The organism is uncultured Bacteroides sp. (assembly GCF_937912035.1).
GTDB lineage: Bacteria > Bacteroidota > Bacteroidia > Bacteroidales > Bacteroidaceae > Phocaeicola.
Genome location: NZ_CALDPF010000007.1, coordinates 24,975 through 40,460 on the forward strand (window position 1 = coordinate 24,975; position 15,486 = coordinate 40,460).

A 15,486-nucleotide genomic window follows, 5' to 3' on the forward strand; every position below is an offset into this window, starting at 1 on the left:
TACTTTTATTTTCTGAAAGGAGGTTTGACTACTATGGCTTTAAGTTTTCTGCCACGATTGTCCAGACATATTTCTGTTCCCGGCTTGGAGAATTCTGCCTTGACATATCCCATGCCTATACCTATCTTGCGTGTTGGCGACATTGTTCCCGATGTAACATTACCGATAACGTTTCCATCCAGATCAGTAAGAGGATAGCCGTGCCTTGGAATACCTCTGTCTATCATCTCAAAACCTACAAGCTTGCGTGAAACTCCTTCTGCCTTTTGTTTCTCCAGTGCGGCACGATTTGTAAAGTTCTTTCCGGCAACAAACTTTGTTATCCATCCCAGCCCTGCTTCTAATGGCGAGGTGGTATCGTCTATATCGTTACCATACAGGCAGAATCCCATTTCTAGTCGCAAAGTGTCGCGAGCTCCCAAACCTATAGGTTTGATGCCGAACTCCTCACCTGCCTCGAACACTGCATTCCAGATTTTCTCTGCATCCTGCGGATAGAAATATAGTTCGAAACCTCCCGCACCGGTATATCCTGTGTTTGATATAATGACATTTTTCACACCGGCAAGTTCGCCAACCTTAAAAGTATAATAAGGAATATCAGCCAGAACAATATCTGTTAGTTTCTGCAATGTATCAATGGCTTTAGGTCCCTGTATAGCGAGTTGTCCGATATTGTCGGACGAATTTTCCAATTCTGCACCGACTGTGTTATGCGAAACACACCAGTTCCAGTCCTTTTCTATATTTGCAGCATTCACCACAAGCATATATTTGTCAGGTTCGTAGGCATAAACCAGAAGGTCATCTACTATTCCGCCATTTTCATTCGGAAAACATGTATATTGAATTTTTCCCGGAGTAAGTACCGCAGCATTGTTCGAAGTAACCTGCTGAATGAATTCAAGTGCAGATGGTCCCTTTACCCAAAATTCTCCCATATGCGAAACATCAAAGACTCCAACACCCTGACACACAGTAAGGTGTTCTTCTATAATTCCTGAATATTCAATCGGCATATTATAACCTGCGAATTCATGCATCTTAGCTCCAAGCGCTATATGCTTCTCTGTAAATGGAGTAGTTTTCATAAGTATTAAGGTATTAAATTTATAGTTTGGATTTTCTGATATTTGTAAGGTTATAAAGAGAAACAGACAAGGCTCACCATTATAGTGAGACCTTGCCAGTTATAATCAATATCTGTTTGCTGTCAGCTCAGCTATTTTCACAATTACTTTTACAGCCTTTTCTATAGACTGTACAGGAACAAATTCGTATCTTCCGTGGAAATTCAATCCTCCCGCAAAGATATTAGGACAAGGAAGTCCCTTGAACGACAGCTGCGCACCGTCAGTACCTCCGCGTATAGCCTTAACCTTAGGCTCTACCCCGGCTTCTTTCATCGCACCGAATGCAATGTCAATGATGTGCATCAGCGGCTCAACTTCCTGACGCATGTTGTAATACTGGTCTTTAAGTTCTACAGCTACAATTTCACTGCCATATTTGGTGTTAATCTTGTTTGCACAATCAGCAACAAAAGCTTTTCTGTTTTCAAATTTTTCCCTGTCATGATCGCGGATGATATATGAAAGTTCTGACTGTTCCACTTCACCTTTCATGCCTATCAGATGATAGAAACCCTCGTAACCTTCAGTAGTGGCGGGAGTTTCATCAGCCGGCAGCATAGACATAAACTCATTTGCTACAAGCATTGAATTTATCATCTTGTTTTTTGCATATCCGGGGTGAACGTTTCTTCCTTTTATCACAATTTTAGCGGCTGCAGCATTGAAGTTCTCGAATTCAAGTTCTCCAACTTCCCCACCGTCCATTGTATAAGCCCATTTTGCACCGAATTTCTCCACGTCGAATTTATGTGCTCCCAGGCCGATTTCCTCATCAGGATTGAAACCGATTCTGATCTTTCCATGCTTGATTTCAGGATGTTCTTTCAGATAAGCCACTGCAGAAACTATCTCGGCGATACCTGCCTTGTCATCTGCACCAAGAAGCGTATGACCGTCTGTCACAATAAGATCTTCACCTTTATGGTCAAGCAATTCAGGGAACTGCAAAGGAGAAAGAACAATATTTTCCTTATTACATAATACTATATCAGTTCCGTCATAATTCTCTACTATACGAGGTTTTACGTTTTCGCCGCTCATATCAGGACTTGTATCCATGTGGGCGATAAATCCTATCACCGGAACAGGTCTGTCTATATTTGCAGGCAAAGTAGCAAACAAATATCCGTTTTCATCAAGAGATATTTCTTCAAGTCCAAGTTCCTGAAGTTCCTGCTGCAGATATTTTGCAAAAACCATCTGCTTTGCAGTACTTGGAGTAACACCTGTATTCTCGTCCGACTGGGTATCAAAAGTCACATACTTTAAAAATCTGTCTATTACTGTCATGTTTTTTATATGTTAAATTATTGATTGATGTAAAGTTAAAGAAATGGTTTCTAATAACAAAACTACATATCCTTTTTTTGGTAATTTTTCAGACTCGGCAACTCATTTAAAAAGAAATACATCATAAAAACCAAAAAGTATTATCAAAAGAACATCAAACTATTGAGTAAGTTTCGTAATTTTGCACCAAAATATATACAGACAGAATGAAATTATATCCTACATTATTGCTCATGGCGTGTTTAATAACGCTTCCAATGAAGACTTTAGGACAAGAAGCCGAGATTGTAAAACAAGGTATTCATATTGCCAGTGATACAACAGTCGTTCTAAGTAAAAAAGAACTCAAAAGACAAAAAAAAGCTCAACGAAACGTACATTATAATATTCTTGGAGGTCCTAGCTATACTCCGGACTTCGGACTACTGGTAGGTGGTAGTGCCCTGGTAACTTTCAGCATGAATCCAAAGGACAGTACCATGAAGCGTTCGGTAGTTCCTGCCTCCGTAGCATTAATGTTCAGTGGAGGACTGAATATAGTTGTGAAACCTCAATTATTCTTCAAGAACGACAAATTCCGTATCTTCGGACAATTCATATACAAGAACACCCAGGAGAATTATTATGGAGTGGGATATACAACTAACAAAAACTACATAAGAGGTAAAGAAACCAGCCAATACAAATACAGCGGAATACAAGTTAATCCATGGTTTCTTTTCCGCATAAAAGAGAGCAACTTCTTTGCCGGTCCGCAGATTGACTTAAACTACGATCACATGATGAATGTGGCTGAAGGTATAACACAAGACAAGAACTACATAAAGGCCGGAGGTACTGCAGACGGGTACAGCAATTTCAGTTCCGGTCTGGGATTCCTGTTAAGCTATGACACACGTGATATTCCTGCCAATCCGTATAAAGGTCTGTATTTTGATTTCCGCGGTATAATGTATCAGAAATGGCTAGGAGGCGACGACAATTACTACCGTTTGGAATTCGACTACCGCCAGTACAAGTCGGTAGGTAAAAGAAAAGTCCTGGCATGGACAGTACAGAGCAAAAACGTATTTGGCAATAATATACCTCTGAACAAGTATGTACTTAGCGGTACTCCGTTCGACCTCAGAGGCTACTATATGGGACAGTTCCGCGACAAGTCATCACATCTTGCAATACTGGAATATAGACAGATGTTCAATACCGACAGAAGTAACTGGTGGAAGAAAGTAGCCAACCGTTTAGGATACGTAGTATGGGGAGGCGCCGGTTTTATGGGACCTAATCCAGGCAAGATTGAAGGTGTACTGCCCAACGCAGGTGTCGGTCTGAGAATAGAAGTACAGCCACGTATGAATTTCAGACTTGATATAGGTAGGGACTTCGTAAACAAGCAAAACTTATTTTATGTAAATATGACAGAAGCATTCTGATAAAACATTTCATATACTAAAAAACTCCACAAGGTACGATGACCTGCGGAGTTTTTTTTATATATCTTATTTATATCAGAAACAGCTTGAACCGTCGAAACAGTGTGTACAAACCTTACACTTAGGAAGTCCGATAGCCTCAATCAAAGTTTCAAGAGTATTGAACTTCAGCGAAGTCAGTCCGAAACGTGCTCTTATACGTTCCACCAATTCCTTATACTCAGGAGAATCAGTAGTAGCATACTTGTCAAGTTTGGCATTCTCATCACCTTCTATTTCCTTGATAATACGGCGTGTGATAAGCTCCATGTCGCTCTTTGACGAAGTGAAACCGATAAACGGACATCCGTAAATAAGCGGCGGACAGGCTATACGCATGTGCACCTCTTTTGCTCCGTAATCATAGAGAATATTCACATTATCGCGAAGCTGAGTACCGCGTACTATAGAATCATCACAGAACAACAGTCTCTTACCCTGAAGCATAGAACGATTAGGTATAAGCTTCATCTTTGCTACCAACGAACGTAGATTTTGGTTACTTGGAGTAAAACTACGAGGCCATGTAGGAGTATATTTAGCTATTGCACGATGATATGGTATACCTTTTCCTTCGGCATATCCAAGCGCCATACCTACACCGGAATCAGGAATACCGCAAGCACAGTCCACTTCAGAATCGTCAGTCTGTCCCATCTTGTAACCGGACATGAAACGAACTTCCTCTACATTCCTTCCTTCGTATGAAGAAACAGGGAAACCATAGTAAACCCACAAAAAAGAGCAGATCTGCATTTTGTCATTAGGTTTGCGCATCTGCTCCAGTCCATCGGCGCGCATACGGATAATCTCTCCCGGGCCGACATATTTTTCTATTTCAAAATCAAGGTTTGGCAAACTGCTCGACTCGCTAGTTGCAGCATATGCGCCATTCTTCTTACCTATGATAATCGGAGTACGTCCCCACTTGTCGCGTGCAACGATTATACCATCTTCAGTAAGAATAAGCATTGAGCAAGAACCTTTTATCTTGTTGAATACATTCTCTATACCATCCACGAAATCCTTTCCCTGAACAATAAGCAATGCAATGAGTTCTGTCTGATTGGTTTTACCCATACTCATTTCTGACAGATGCATGTTCGATGCAAGCAGTTCACTCACCAATTCCTCCTCATTATTGATTTTTGCCACTGTCACTATCGCAAACTTACCCAAGTGAGAGTTTATCATTATGGGCTGCGGATCAGTATCACTTATAACTCCAATTCCAGCATTTCCCTTAAATTGAGGCAACTCAGATTCAAACTTGGTGCGGAAATAAGAACTTTCCAAACTGTGGATAGCGCGCATGAAACCCTCACCGGCAGCGTATGTTGCCATTCCGGCACGTTTGGTACCGAGGTGAGAATTATAGTCTGTGCCGTAAAACAAATCGGTCACACATTCAGCCTTAGAGACTGTACCAAAAAAACCTCCCATTCTTTTTATAGCAATTAAATTAGTTTTAGCGATACAAAAGTATAAAAAAATCAGAAAATATTCATAAGCATGAAGGCATAAAGGTTGCAAAAAAATCGTTCATACTACAATTTGAAAACAAAAAAACAAATTTTGCTTTGGATAAAACCCATTAAGCATTACCTTTACGCGAAATATAAACTTACGACACAATGATACAGAAAACATACAAGGCTTATCTTTTCGATTTTGATTACACACTTGCAGATTCATCTCGTGGCATTGTGATGTGTTTCAGAAACGTACTTGCAATGCATGGGCACCATGGTATCAGTGACGAAGCCATAAAGCGTACCATAGGAAAAACTCTGGAGGAATCATTTACCATACTTACAGGTATAAATGATAAAGAAACACTGGCAGGATACCGCAAGGAATATGTAGCACAAGCAGACAAACTTATGACAGCAAACACTGTATTGTTTCCGGAAACACTCTATGTACTGTCACAACTGAAGGAAAGAGGAGCAAAAATAGGAATTATATCTACAAAATACAGATATAGGATTATGGAACTTTTAGGAGAGAAACTGCCCGAAGGATTTCTTGACATAATAGTAGGAGGCGAAGATGTAAAGATGCCAAAGCCATCTCCGGAAGGTCTATTGTTTGCCATAAACCATTTGGGATTAGATAAAAACGATGTTCTGTATTGTGGCGACAGCACCGTAGATGCCGAAACAGCCCTCAATGCCGGTGTGGACTTTGCGGGTGTGCTGCACGGAATGACTACACGCAAGGAACTTGAAGCTTACCCGCATGCAGGAATTGTAACTTCGCTTGACGAACTACTATAAAAAATTTCCTTTGTCGGTAAGGCAGAATTTCCACCTAGGACGCTTTGGATTTTCCGAATAAGATAAATAGATTCCACCGGATTCTGTCTAAATTCATAAAAAAATGCGGGCAAATTTTAATCAAAACTTGCCCGCATTTTTTTTAACAATATCTAACAAGAGTCACGGCTTGGGGATAGCTACGATGCTGTACCAGTTCCAGCCAGGTGTTTGCTTGTAGGCCTCTACCGCCCCGGCGGGTACGCGGATTTCAGAGATGCTGGTGGCATCGTAGAAAGCCTCTCCATCGCTTCCTGCATCGGGAGGCGTAGTGGCCCGGCAGGTAAGGGTTTGGATGCCGCTAAAGGCAAATACCCTGCCTCCGATGCTCGTCAGTGCTGCCGGGAGTTCGATGGAGGTTAGGGCGGAGCAGCCCTCGAATGCGTAGCTTCCGATGCTGGTCAGCGATGCCGGGAGGTCGACGGAGGTCAGGGCGGAGCAGCTCCCGAATGCCAAGTATCCGATGCTCGTCACCCCGTCCGGGAGTTCGATGGAGGTTAGGGCGGTGCAGTACTGGAATGCGTTTTCTCCGATGCTCTTCAGCCCTTCCGGGATGTTGATGGAGGTGAGGTTTTTGCAGTTCACGAATGCATCCACACTGAGGCCCGTGACACCTTGAGGCAGCTTGGCAGTCGTGAGGGGGACAGGATCTGCGTAGAAGATTTTAACGTATTCCAAGTCATTTGTATTATAGGTGGCACCCGCAAGGTCGAGAGTCTGCAATGTCCATTCGTTCCGTTTGATGGCCTCCCAGTCGTCATCGTTGATCTCGCCGCTTGTCACGGTGATGGAGGTCAGGTCGGTGTGGTTTCCGATTATAGCGGCAAGCTGGCCGGGCTGGTGGTTGCCTATCGCCAGCTTAGTGCCACAAAAGACGGGGATGCGCCCGATGGTGGTGCTGCCCTTCTTGTTGTCCAGCATCACGAGGATTTCGCCCTCGGAGTCCGTGTCGGGAGCGGTGACGGTAAGGGTAAACCCGGTACTGGCAGAGCGGGTCAGGGCGATGTCGGCCTTCCAGCCCGCGGGAGCCACGATGAAGAGGTTGTCCGTGGTGAAGTCGGCACTACCTTCGGCGGTGCATTCTATGGTCGCTTTTTCGTCGTAGAGCAGGGAGAGGCTCGTAGGATTGAACGTCAGACTGATGCCCATGTAGCGGGGCACGGAGAAGGAGCCGCCGCTGTTGGCCAAAGTGAAGGTCACGTAGTCCGGGTTCGAAGTATAGTCTACGCTGTCAAAGAAGCTGTCGCCTTGCGGACCGGCAGGACCGGTGGAACCCGTGTCACCTTTCTTGCCGCTGACGCGTGTCCATGTCGCGCCGCCGTCCACGCTCAAGTAGATGGCATCGACTGCGATGGCGTCGCCCTGCGAGTCGGTGGTGATTTGCTGTTCGTTGAGCTTCGCGCCCGTGGCCAGCTGGGGCAGCGGGGCGTCGTCGCCGGCGGGGCCTTGGTCGCCTTGCTCGCCCTGCGTGCCGTTGGCGCGGATGGGGTTGCCGTCGATGTCGGTCAGGAGCTCGCCGTTCAGCGTCCAGTACCAGTTGCCGTCGTCGGCTTGCGTGGCGCCTATCTGCGAGGTGTCGCCCTTGTCACCCTTGTCGCCCTTCGTGCCGTGGTAGATGGTGATGGCTGGCGTGTTCAGGAAGCTGATGGTGAAGCCCACTTCCACACCGTCCTTCACGACGGGCGTCACGGCGGTGATGTAGTCCGTCGTGCTGAGCAGGGTCTGCAGCGCCTCGATGTTGGTGTTCGTCTCGGTTTGCCAGGCTTCGAGGGCGGCGATGCGCGCGGCCTGAGCGGCCAGTTCTTCGGTGTTTTGGTTCACTTGCTCCCAAAGTTCGGAGTCGTCGTACTTGCAGGCCGCGAAGGTCAGCGCGGCGAGCAGGAGGAGGGTTAAGGTCTTTCTTGCTTTCATATCTTATAAATTTTCTTGTTACATGGCATTGTTTGCTGGAAAGGTTCAAAAGTTTACGGCTCGGTGATGGCGGAGATTTTGTCCGCGTAATCGCTCCAGGTGGATGCTTGCTTGTAGGCATCTACCGACGTGGCCGGCACGTAGATGTTAGTAAGGGCGGTGCAGCCGTGGAAGATACTCCTACCCGGCGTGGGCGGCGTATCAGCCCGGCTGGTGACGGAGGTCAGGGCGGTGCAGTAGTAGAATGCGAAGTTTCCGATGCTCGTCATCCCGTCCGGGAGTTCGATGGAGGTCAGGGAGGTGCAGTCCCTGAATGCATTCATTCCGATGCTCGTCAGCGATGCCGGGAGTTCGATGGAGGTCAGGGCGGAGCAGAGCCCGAATGCGTAGTTACCGATGCTCGTCAGCGATGCCGGGAGTTCGATGGAGGTCAGGGCGGCGCAGTTGTAGAATGCGCCGCTACCGATGCCCGTGACGCCTTGGGGCAGCTTGGCAGTCGTGAGGGGGACAGGATCTGCGTAGAAGATTTTAACGTATTCCAAGTCATTTGTATTATAGGTGGCACCCGCAAGGTCGAGAGTCTGCAATGTCCATTCGTTCCGTTTGATGGCCTCCCAGTCGTCATCGTTGATCTCGCCGCTTGTCACGGTGATGGAGGTCAGGTCGGTGTGGTTTCCGATTATAGCGGCAAGCTGGCCGGGCTGGTGGTTGCCTATCGCCAGCTTAGTGCCACAAAAGACGGGGATGCGCCCGATGGTGGTGCTGCCCTTCTTGTTGTCCAGCATCACGAGGATTTCGCCCTCGGAGTCCGTGTCGGGAGCGGTGACGGTAAGGGTAAACCCGGTACTGGCAGAGCGGGTCAGGGCGATGTCGGCCTTCCAGCCCGCGGGAGCCACGATGAAGAGGTTGTCCGTGGTGAAGTCGGCACTACCTTCGGCGGTGCATTCTATGGTCGCTTTTTCGTCGTAGAGCAGGGAGAGGCTCGTAGGATTGAACGTCAGACTGATGCCCATGTAGCGGGGCACGGAGAAGGAGCCGCCGCTGTTGGCCAAAGTGAAGGTCACGTAGTCCGGGTTCGAAGTATAGTCTACGCTGTCAAAGAAGCTGTCGCCTTGCGGACCGGCAGGACCGGTGGAACCCGTGTCACCTTTCTTGCCGCTGACGCGTGTCCATGTCGCGCCGCCGTCCACGCTCAAGTAGATGGCATCGACTGCGATGGCGTCGCCCTGCGAGTCGGTGGTGATTTGCTGTTCGTTGAGCTTCGCGCCCGTGGCCAGCTGGGGCAGCGGGGCGTCGTCGCCGGCGGGGCCTTGGTCGCCTTGCTCGCCCTGCGTGCCGTTGGCGCGGATGGGGTTGCCGTCGATGTCGGTCAGGAGCTCGCCGTTCAGCGTCCAGTACCAGTTGCCGTCGTCGGCTTGCGTGGCGCCTATCTGCGAGGTGTCGCCCTTGTCACCCTTGTCGCCCTTCGTGCCGTGGTAGATGGTGATGGCTGGCGTGTTCAGGAAGCTGATGGTGAAGCCCACTTCCACACCGTCCTTCACGACGGGCGTCACGGCGGTGATGTAGTCCGTCGTGCTGAGCAGGGTCTGCAGCGCCTCGATGTTGGTGTTCGTCTCGGTTTGCCAGGCTTCGAGGGCGGCGATGCGCGCGGCCTGAGCGGCCAGTTCTTCGGTGTTTTGGTTCACTTGCTCCCAAAGTTCGGAGTCGTCGTACTTGCAGGCCGCCAAGATCAGTGCGGCAAGCAGAAAGAAAAATGTACTTCTCTTTTTCATATTCTTATATTGTTTATATTGACTTTGTCACCCATATTGGAAGATAAATCACACTAAACAATATTGACATGATAAGAAAAGATATCCTATCGCTCATATTTTACATGTTTTTTATATCTCATCAATATGAATTCCAACACATAAAATAAAGCAAAAGGATCCATGTACAAGCTATTTTAAATAATAAAATATGTAATAATTGTCAGAAAGGCATTTCTTTGCTGTATATGATATTTGTTTTTTGTCGTTTGAGATATTTTTTGTTGAATAGAATATTTTATCAAACTACTATTATGACTTCGTTTTCCTCCATTTGGCAGGAGAGAAACCTTCCCTTTCTCTGAACAGACGTATGAAATGGCTCGGCGACTGGAAACCTGATCTAGCTGATATATCGGCTATAGTAAGTTCAGGATATTTGTCAAGCAAACGTTTGGCATACTCCATCCTCAGACCTGTAATCCAGTCACGGAAAGAAACATTATATGTAGATTTTATATATCCGGAAAGATATGTGCGATTAGTATGCAAAGTTTCGGAAAATTCCTTTACTGTAAGTCCGGGAGTGATATAACCTTCGGCATCAATCCATGCTGATATTTTTTCTGATATTTCGGCATAGTGTGAGGGAGCCTCAATATATTTCTGTTCGTCGGATAAATCCAGAATCTCACCGGAAAGCATCTCCGACTCGAAAACACTTTCCACCTGCTCATAAAACAAAAGATAATTCATGTACGAGCAGAAAAGATAGATATAGAAAGGAACTGACGATAGAATCCATATAAACACATACTCATCGGGTAAGAATGTAAACAAACCACATCCCACACCATATATAACAGCCCACCAGGTGAAAAACGAAAGCCATCTGATGTATGTTCCTATATCGTCAGAATGAGAATCCTCAAACAAAACAACAGCGCGTTTATACGCCTTTATCAAACGCATGGCGAGAACTATGCCATACACAACAAGCCATGAAGCAAGAAGCAACAATCCCACATTCTGTATATTTCCCTCGGGAAGATAAATCAATACCACAACTGAAATGGCTGTAAACAATATCCACAACAGCAAATGGATAGTTAGCCTACGGCGAGTAATATAGAAACGATCAAGCAGGGTGGTAAGGGCAGAACTGAAAAGCCAGTAACACAGAAAGTATGTGGAAAGGTTCATCGTTATGGCAGAATTCACGTCACGATACCTGATCTCGAAAAAGAAATGTACTGAATAATTGGCTGCAAGCAAAAGAAGTGCCACCCCCATAATACGGCGCGAACGGAGATAATTACTAAAAATAGATTTGTCCGGAGTTCTTCCAAACATGAAATAAAAGCCGAAGAAAAGCATTAGGGGCAGTGCTACGCAAAGCGAATTACTGTATATAGAAAGATTCATACTCACCTCCTTGATAATGATTTCACAAACAAAATTAAGCATAAATCCTTACTATATATAGAATAATGATGAAAAAAATATATATAATATAAAGAAAACTTACAAAGTTTATCCACTGTATATAAAAATAAATCCCGGAACCGTGTATCGCTCCGGGATTTATTATTTCATGAAAATATATCAATTATTGAACAGTATATATCCGTTCAAATATGTGGCTATAACCAACCATAATATATAAGGTAGAAACATATAAAACGAAGGTTTATCATTTTTATATGCCATCATCATAAAACTGAGAACAGAAGCATCAAGCAACAATATATCTACAAATCCCCATAAAGGCATACGCATAGTGAAGAACAATATGCTCCAAAGGAAATTAAACACAAGCTGAACCATCCAGATTAAAGCACTTTTCTTGTCTCCTTTGCTCAATACTCTTCCCAATGAAAGCCCCATCAGCAGATATATAACTGACCATGCAATAGGAAATGCTATATTTGGCGGAGTCAGGGATGACTTATTCAGATTAGGGTACCACTCCATCATGGACTCAGACTGAAGCCTGCTTGCAGCAAAACCAACGCCGAAACATAAGAGGACAGGCCATATATAATTGATGATACGCTTCATGACATTCTATTTTTATCTTATAAACAACAACTCTCTATACTTAGGAAGTGTCCACATACGGTCATCTACCATAAGTTCAAGCTGGTCTATATGGTAACGTATTTCTTCCAGCATCGGAGCTATCTTGTCATGATAAGCGATTGCTCTTTCGCGGATAGACTCTATTCTGTTTGCTACCCTTCTGGCTTCAACCATAGCATCTACATTTTCCTTGATATAGGCAGTATGCTCAGCTATTTCTCTGATAATAGTTATATTTTCGGCAGACAACTTCTTTGTTTCTTCTTCACCGAATACCGACTTGGTCTTATATACATTATCCAACAACTTAGTCTGATATTCAGTAGCTACAGGAACTACATGGTTCATAACCAGATCGCCGAGCACACGTGCTTCAATTTGGATTTTCTTTACATACATTTCCCATTTAACCTCGTTACGTGCCTCAAGCTCCTTACGGTTCATTACGCCTGTTGACTCGAACATCTTGATTGTTTCAGGTTTCATGTAGTTGTCGAAAATCAACGGACAGCTTGTCTCGCAATCCAGACCACGACGTTCTGCCTCTTCTTTCCATTCGTCGCTATATCCGTTACCGTCGAAACGTATAGGCTTGCATATAGTTATGTACTTGCGGATAGTCTGAAGTATAGCTGACATCTTAGGTTCACCCTTTTCGATAAGCTCGTCAACTTCCTTCTTGAATATCATCAACTGTTCTGCCACAGCAGTGTTCAATGCTATCATTGCACTTGCACAGTTAGATTCAGAACCCGGAGCACGGAATTCAAATCTGTTTCCTGTAAATGCGAATGGCGAAGTACGGTTACGGTCTGTATTATCTATAAGCAGTTCAGGAATCTGAGGAATGTCAAGTTTCAATCCCAACTTGTCGCTCAATGACATGAACTCGTCCGCCTTGCTTTCTTCTATATGGTCGAGCACCTTACTCAACTGAGAGCCGAGGAATGAAGAAATGATTGCAGGAGGAGCTTCGTGTGCTCCAAGACGATGAGAGTTTGTTGCACTCATGATAGATGCCTTGAGCAATCCGTTGTGGTGATAAACGGCCATCAATGTATTGACAACGAATGTGATGAAACGGAGATTTTCTTCCGAAGTCTTACCCGGTGCCATCAACAGTACCCCTGTATCAGTACCAAGCGACCAGTTGTTATGCTTACCAGAACCGTTCACACCCTTGAAAGGTTTTTCATGTAGCAACACCCTGAAACCATGATTACGCGCAATCTTACGCATGAGCGACATAACAAGCATATTGTGGTCAACAGCCAAGTTACATTCCTCATAGATAGGTGCAAGCTCGAACTGGTTTGGTGCAACCTCATTATGACGAGTCTTGACAGGGATACCAAGTTCAAGTGACTGGATTTCCAAATCCTTCATAAATGCAGCCACACGTGTAGGAATAGCACCGAAATAGTGGTCCTCAAGCTGCTGGTTCTTAGAAGCCTCATGTCCCATCAGCGTACGTCCTGTAAGCAACAAGTCAGGACGTGCTGCATACAAGCCTTCGTCAACAAGGAAATACTCCTGTTCCCATCCCAGATATGAATATACTTTCTTTACAGAAGGGTCAAAATAGTGTATTACGTCAAGAGCAGATTTTGTCACTGCATGTATAGATTTCAAAAGAGGTGCCTTATAGTCAAGCGACTCTCCTGTATATGCAATGAAGATTGTAGGAATACACAATGTATCATCAACTACGAATACAGGTGAAGACGGGTCCCAAGCACTATATCCACGGGCTTCGAAAGTATTACGGATACCACCGTTAGGGAATGACGAACCATCTGACTCCTGCTGTACAAGAAGTTTTCCAGAGAATTCTTCAAGCATTCCGCCTTTCCCGTCGTGTTCTACGAAAGCATCATGCTTCTCTGCAGTACCTTCAGTAAGTGGCTGGAACCAGTGAGTATAATGTGTAGCTCCAAGTTCTACAGCCCATTTCTTCATTCCGGCTGCAACTTCATTTGCTATGCTGCGGTCCAAAGTGGCACCATTGTCTATTACGTCAATAAGCTTTGAATAAACCTTACTTGGAAGATACTTGAACATCTTCTCTCTGTTGAATACATATTTGGCAAAATATTCACCAGGACGCTGTGAAGGCGATGGCACATTAACAGGTTTCTTGTGAAAAGCCTCTTCTACTACTTTAAATCTTAATTGTGACATAATACCTAAGTTTGTATATTTTCTAAATTTATTGTTGTTATTTACATTCTAGTTTATATATTGTTGCATATTCTTTGGATTCCCTCCTTACATCTGTCTCTATCACCAAATGCCGTAAGACGTATATATCCCTCACCACTCGGTCCGAAACCTATACCCGGAGTACTTACTACTTGAGATTCATACAGAAGTTTGTCAAAAAAGCCCCACGACGTCATACCTTTGGGAGCCTTTACCCACAGATATGGAGCATTTTCGCCTCCGTAAGCTCTCAAGCCTATGCTCGTTAGCCCTTTTTTCATTATTCTGGCATTCTCCATGTAGTAATCTACCATGGCCTTTACCTCCTCTTTGCCCTTAGGAGTGTATATAGCCTCAGCTCCACGCTGAGCAATATATGAAGCTCCATTGAATTTTGTAGTCTGTCTTTTAAGCCACAGTCTGTTAAGTGAGATTCTTTCTCCCATTAGTGTAGAAGCAGTAACTTCTTTAGGAACTACAGTATATCCACATCTGATACCGGTAAATCCGGCTGTCTTTGAATAACTTCTGAATTCAATAGCGACTTTCTTAGCGCCTTTTATTTCGTAAATGGAATGTGGAATATCCGGTTGCCTGATATAAGCTTCGTAAGCAGCATCAAACAATATAAGAGTATCGTTTTCGAGAGCATAGTTAACCCATTTTTTCAGTTCTGATTTGCTGAGGACTGTACCAGTCGGGTTATTGGGGAAACACAAATATACGATATCAACTCTCTGTTCTGGTATTGGAGGAATAAAATTGTTTTCTGGACTACATGGCATATAAATAACATTGCTCCACCTATACCCTTCTTCAAGCGTTCCGGCACGACCACATGAAACATTAGAGTCTATGTATGCAGGATAAATAGGATCTGTTACTCCAATACTGTTATCATGTCGAAGAATATCTCCAAAGTTTCCAGAATCAGTCTTGGCACCGTCATTTATAAAAATTTCACTATGTTCCAAAGATATTCCCCTCGCTGCATAATCATGCTTTATAATGGCATCAATAAGAAAGCTGTATCCTTGTTCAGGACCGTATCCATGAAATGTCTCGACTCTTGCCTGATCATCCAAAGCCTTGTGCATTGCATCAAGACATGATTGCGGTATAGGACGCGTAACATCACCAATACCCAGATTTATTATATCAGCCTTAGGATGTGTTACCTTGAATGTATTCACCCTTTTCGCCAAGTCAGTAAACAAATAATTATCGGGCAGCTTTAACAAATGTTCGTTGACCAATGCCATATATTATCTCTTTTAGTCTATTTTGGCGCAAAAATACGAAAAAAATGTCATTCATGAAATATAAT

General features: G+C 44.5%; 11 protein-coding genes. 2 read left to right on the forward strand and 9 right to left on the reverse strand.

Annotated features, from left to right (window positions below; all coding sequences use genetic code 11):
• Nucleotides 1-5: 5 nt before the first annotated feature.
• Together gcvT and pepT are read right to left on the reverse strand one after the other, a co-directional pair.
• Nucleotides 6-1,091 (reverse strand): glycine cleavage system aminomethyltransferase GcvT, encoded by a 1,086-nt coding sequence (gene gcvT, locus Q0486_RS00940; RefSeq protein ID WP_299229420.1) that lies wholly within the window; start codon nucleotides 1,089-1,091, stop codon nucleotides 6-8.
• Nucleotides 1,092-1,196: 105 nt separating this feature from the next.
• On the reverse strand, nucleotides 1,197-2,423 hold the full coding sequence (gene pepT / locus Q0486_RS00945; protein ID WP_299229423.1) for a peptidase T: 1,227 nt from the start codon (nucleotides 2,421-2,423) through the stop codon (nucleotides 1,197-1,199).
• A 257-nt stretch (nucleotides 2,424-2,680) separates the two neighbouring features.
• Here pepT and Q0486_RS00950 point away from each other — a divergent pair, with 257 nt between their 5' ends.
• Nucleotides 2,681-3,856 carry a BamA/TamA family outer membrane protein gene (locus Q0486_RS00950; protein ID WP_299229426.1) on the forward strand — a complete coding sequence of 392 codons (1,176 nt, stop codon included), beginning with the start codon at nucleotides 2,681-2,683 and terminating at the stop codon, nucleotides 3,854-3,856.
• A gap of 75 nt (nucleotides 3,857-3,931) precedes the next feature.
• On the opposite strand, the gene Q0486_RS00955 is transcribed toward Q0486_RS00950, so the two are convergent.
• On the reverse strand, nucleotides 3,932-5,338 hold the full coding sequence (locus Q0486_RS00955) for an amidophosphoribosyltransferase (RefSeq protein ID WP_299229429.1): 1,407 nt from the start codon (nucleotides 5,336-5,338) through the stop codon (nucleotides 3,932-3,934).
• A gap of 191 nt (nucleotides 5,339-5,529) precedes the next feature.
• Between Q0486_RS00955 and Q0486_RS00960 the strand changes: the two genes are divergently transcribed.
• Entirely contained in the window at nucleotides 5,530-6,174 is a 645-nt protein-coding gene (locus tag Q0486_RS00960) for an HAD-IA family hydrolase (RefSeq protein ID WP_299229431.1), read from the forward strand.
• 162 nt (nucleotides 6,175-6,336) lie between these two features.
• Here the strand turns inward: Q0486_RS00960 and Q0486_RS00965 are convergent, their stop codons facing one another.
• The 6 genes from Q0486_RS00965 to Q0486_RS00990 form a co-directional block, all read right to left on the reverse strand.
• Complete coding sequence (locus Q0486_RS00965) at nucleotides 6,337-8,124, reverse strand: leucine-rich repeat protein (RefSeq protein WP_299229434.1); 1,788 nt, start codon at nucleotides 8,122-8,124, stop codon at nucleotides 6,337-6,339.
• Nucleotides 8,125-8,177: 53 nt separating this feature from the next.
• Complete coding sequence (locus tag Q0486_RS00970; protein WP_299229437.1) at nucleotides 8,178-9,896, reverse strand: leucine-rich repeat protein; 1,719 nt, start codon at nucleotides 9,894-9,896, stop codon at nucleotides 8,178-8,180.
• Between the two features lie 291 nt (nucleotides 9,897-10,187).
• The gene (locus Q0486_RS00975) at nucleotides 10,188-11,300 is read right to left on the reverse strand and encodes an AraC family transcriptional regulator (RefSeq protein WP_299229695.1); all 1,113 of its coding nucleotides are present in this window, start codon (nucleotides 11,298-11,300) and stop codon (nucleotides 10,188-10,190) included.
• Nucleotides 11,301-11,480: 180 nt separating this feature from the next.
• Nucleotides 11,481-11,936, reverse strand: a complete 456-nt coding sequence (locus Q0486_RS00980) for a TspO/MBR family protein (protein WP_299229440.1) — start codon at nucleotides 11,934-11,936, stop codon at nucleotides 11,481-11,483.
• Nucleotides 11,937-11,948: 12 nt separating this feature from the next.
• Nucleotides 11,949-14,138 (reverse strand): glutamine synthetase III, encoded by a 2,190-nt coding sequence (locus Q0486_RS00985; RefSeq protein ID WP_299229443.1) that lies wholly within the window; start codon nucleotides 14,136-14,138, stop codon nucleotides 11,949-11,951.
• A 53-nt stretch (nucleotides 14,139-14,191) separates the two neighbouring features.
• Complete coding sequence (locus Q0486_RS00990) at nucleotides 14,192-15,421, reverse strand: LL-diaminopimelate aminotransferase (protein WP_299229446.1); 1,230 nt, start codon at nucleotides 15,419-15,421, stop codon at nucleotides 14,192-14,194.
• Nucleotides 15,422-15,486 lie beyond the last annotated feature (65 nt).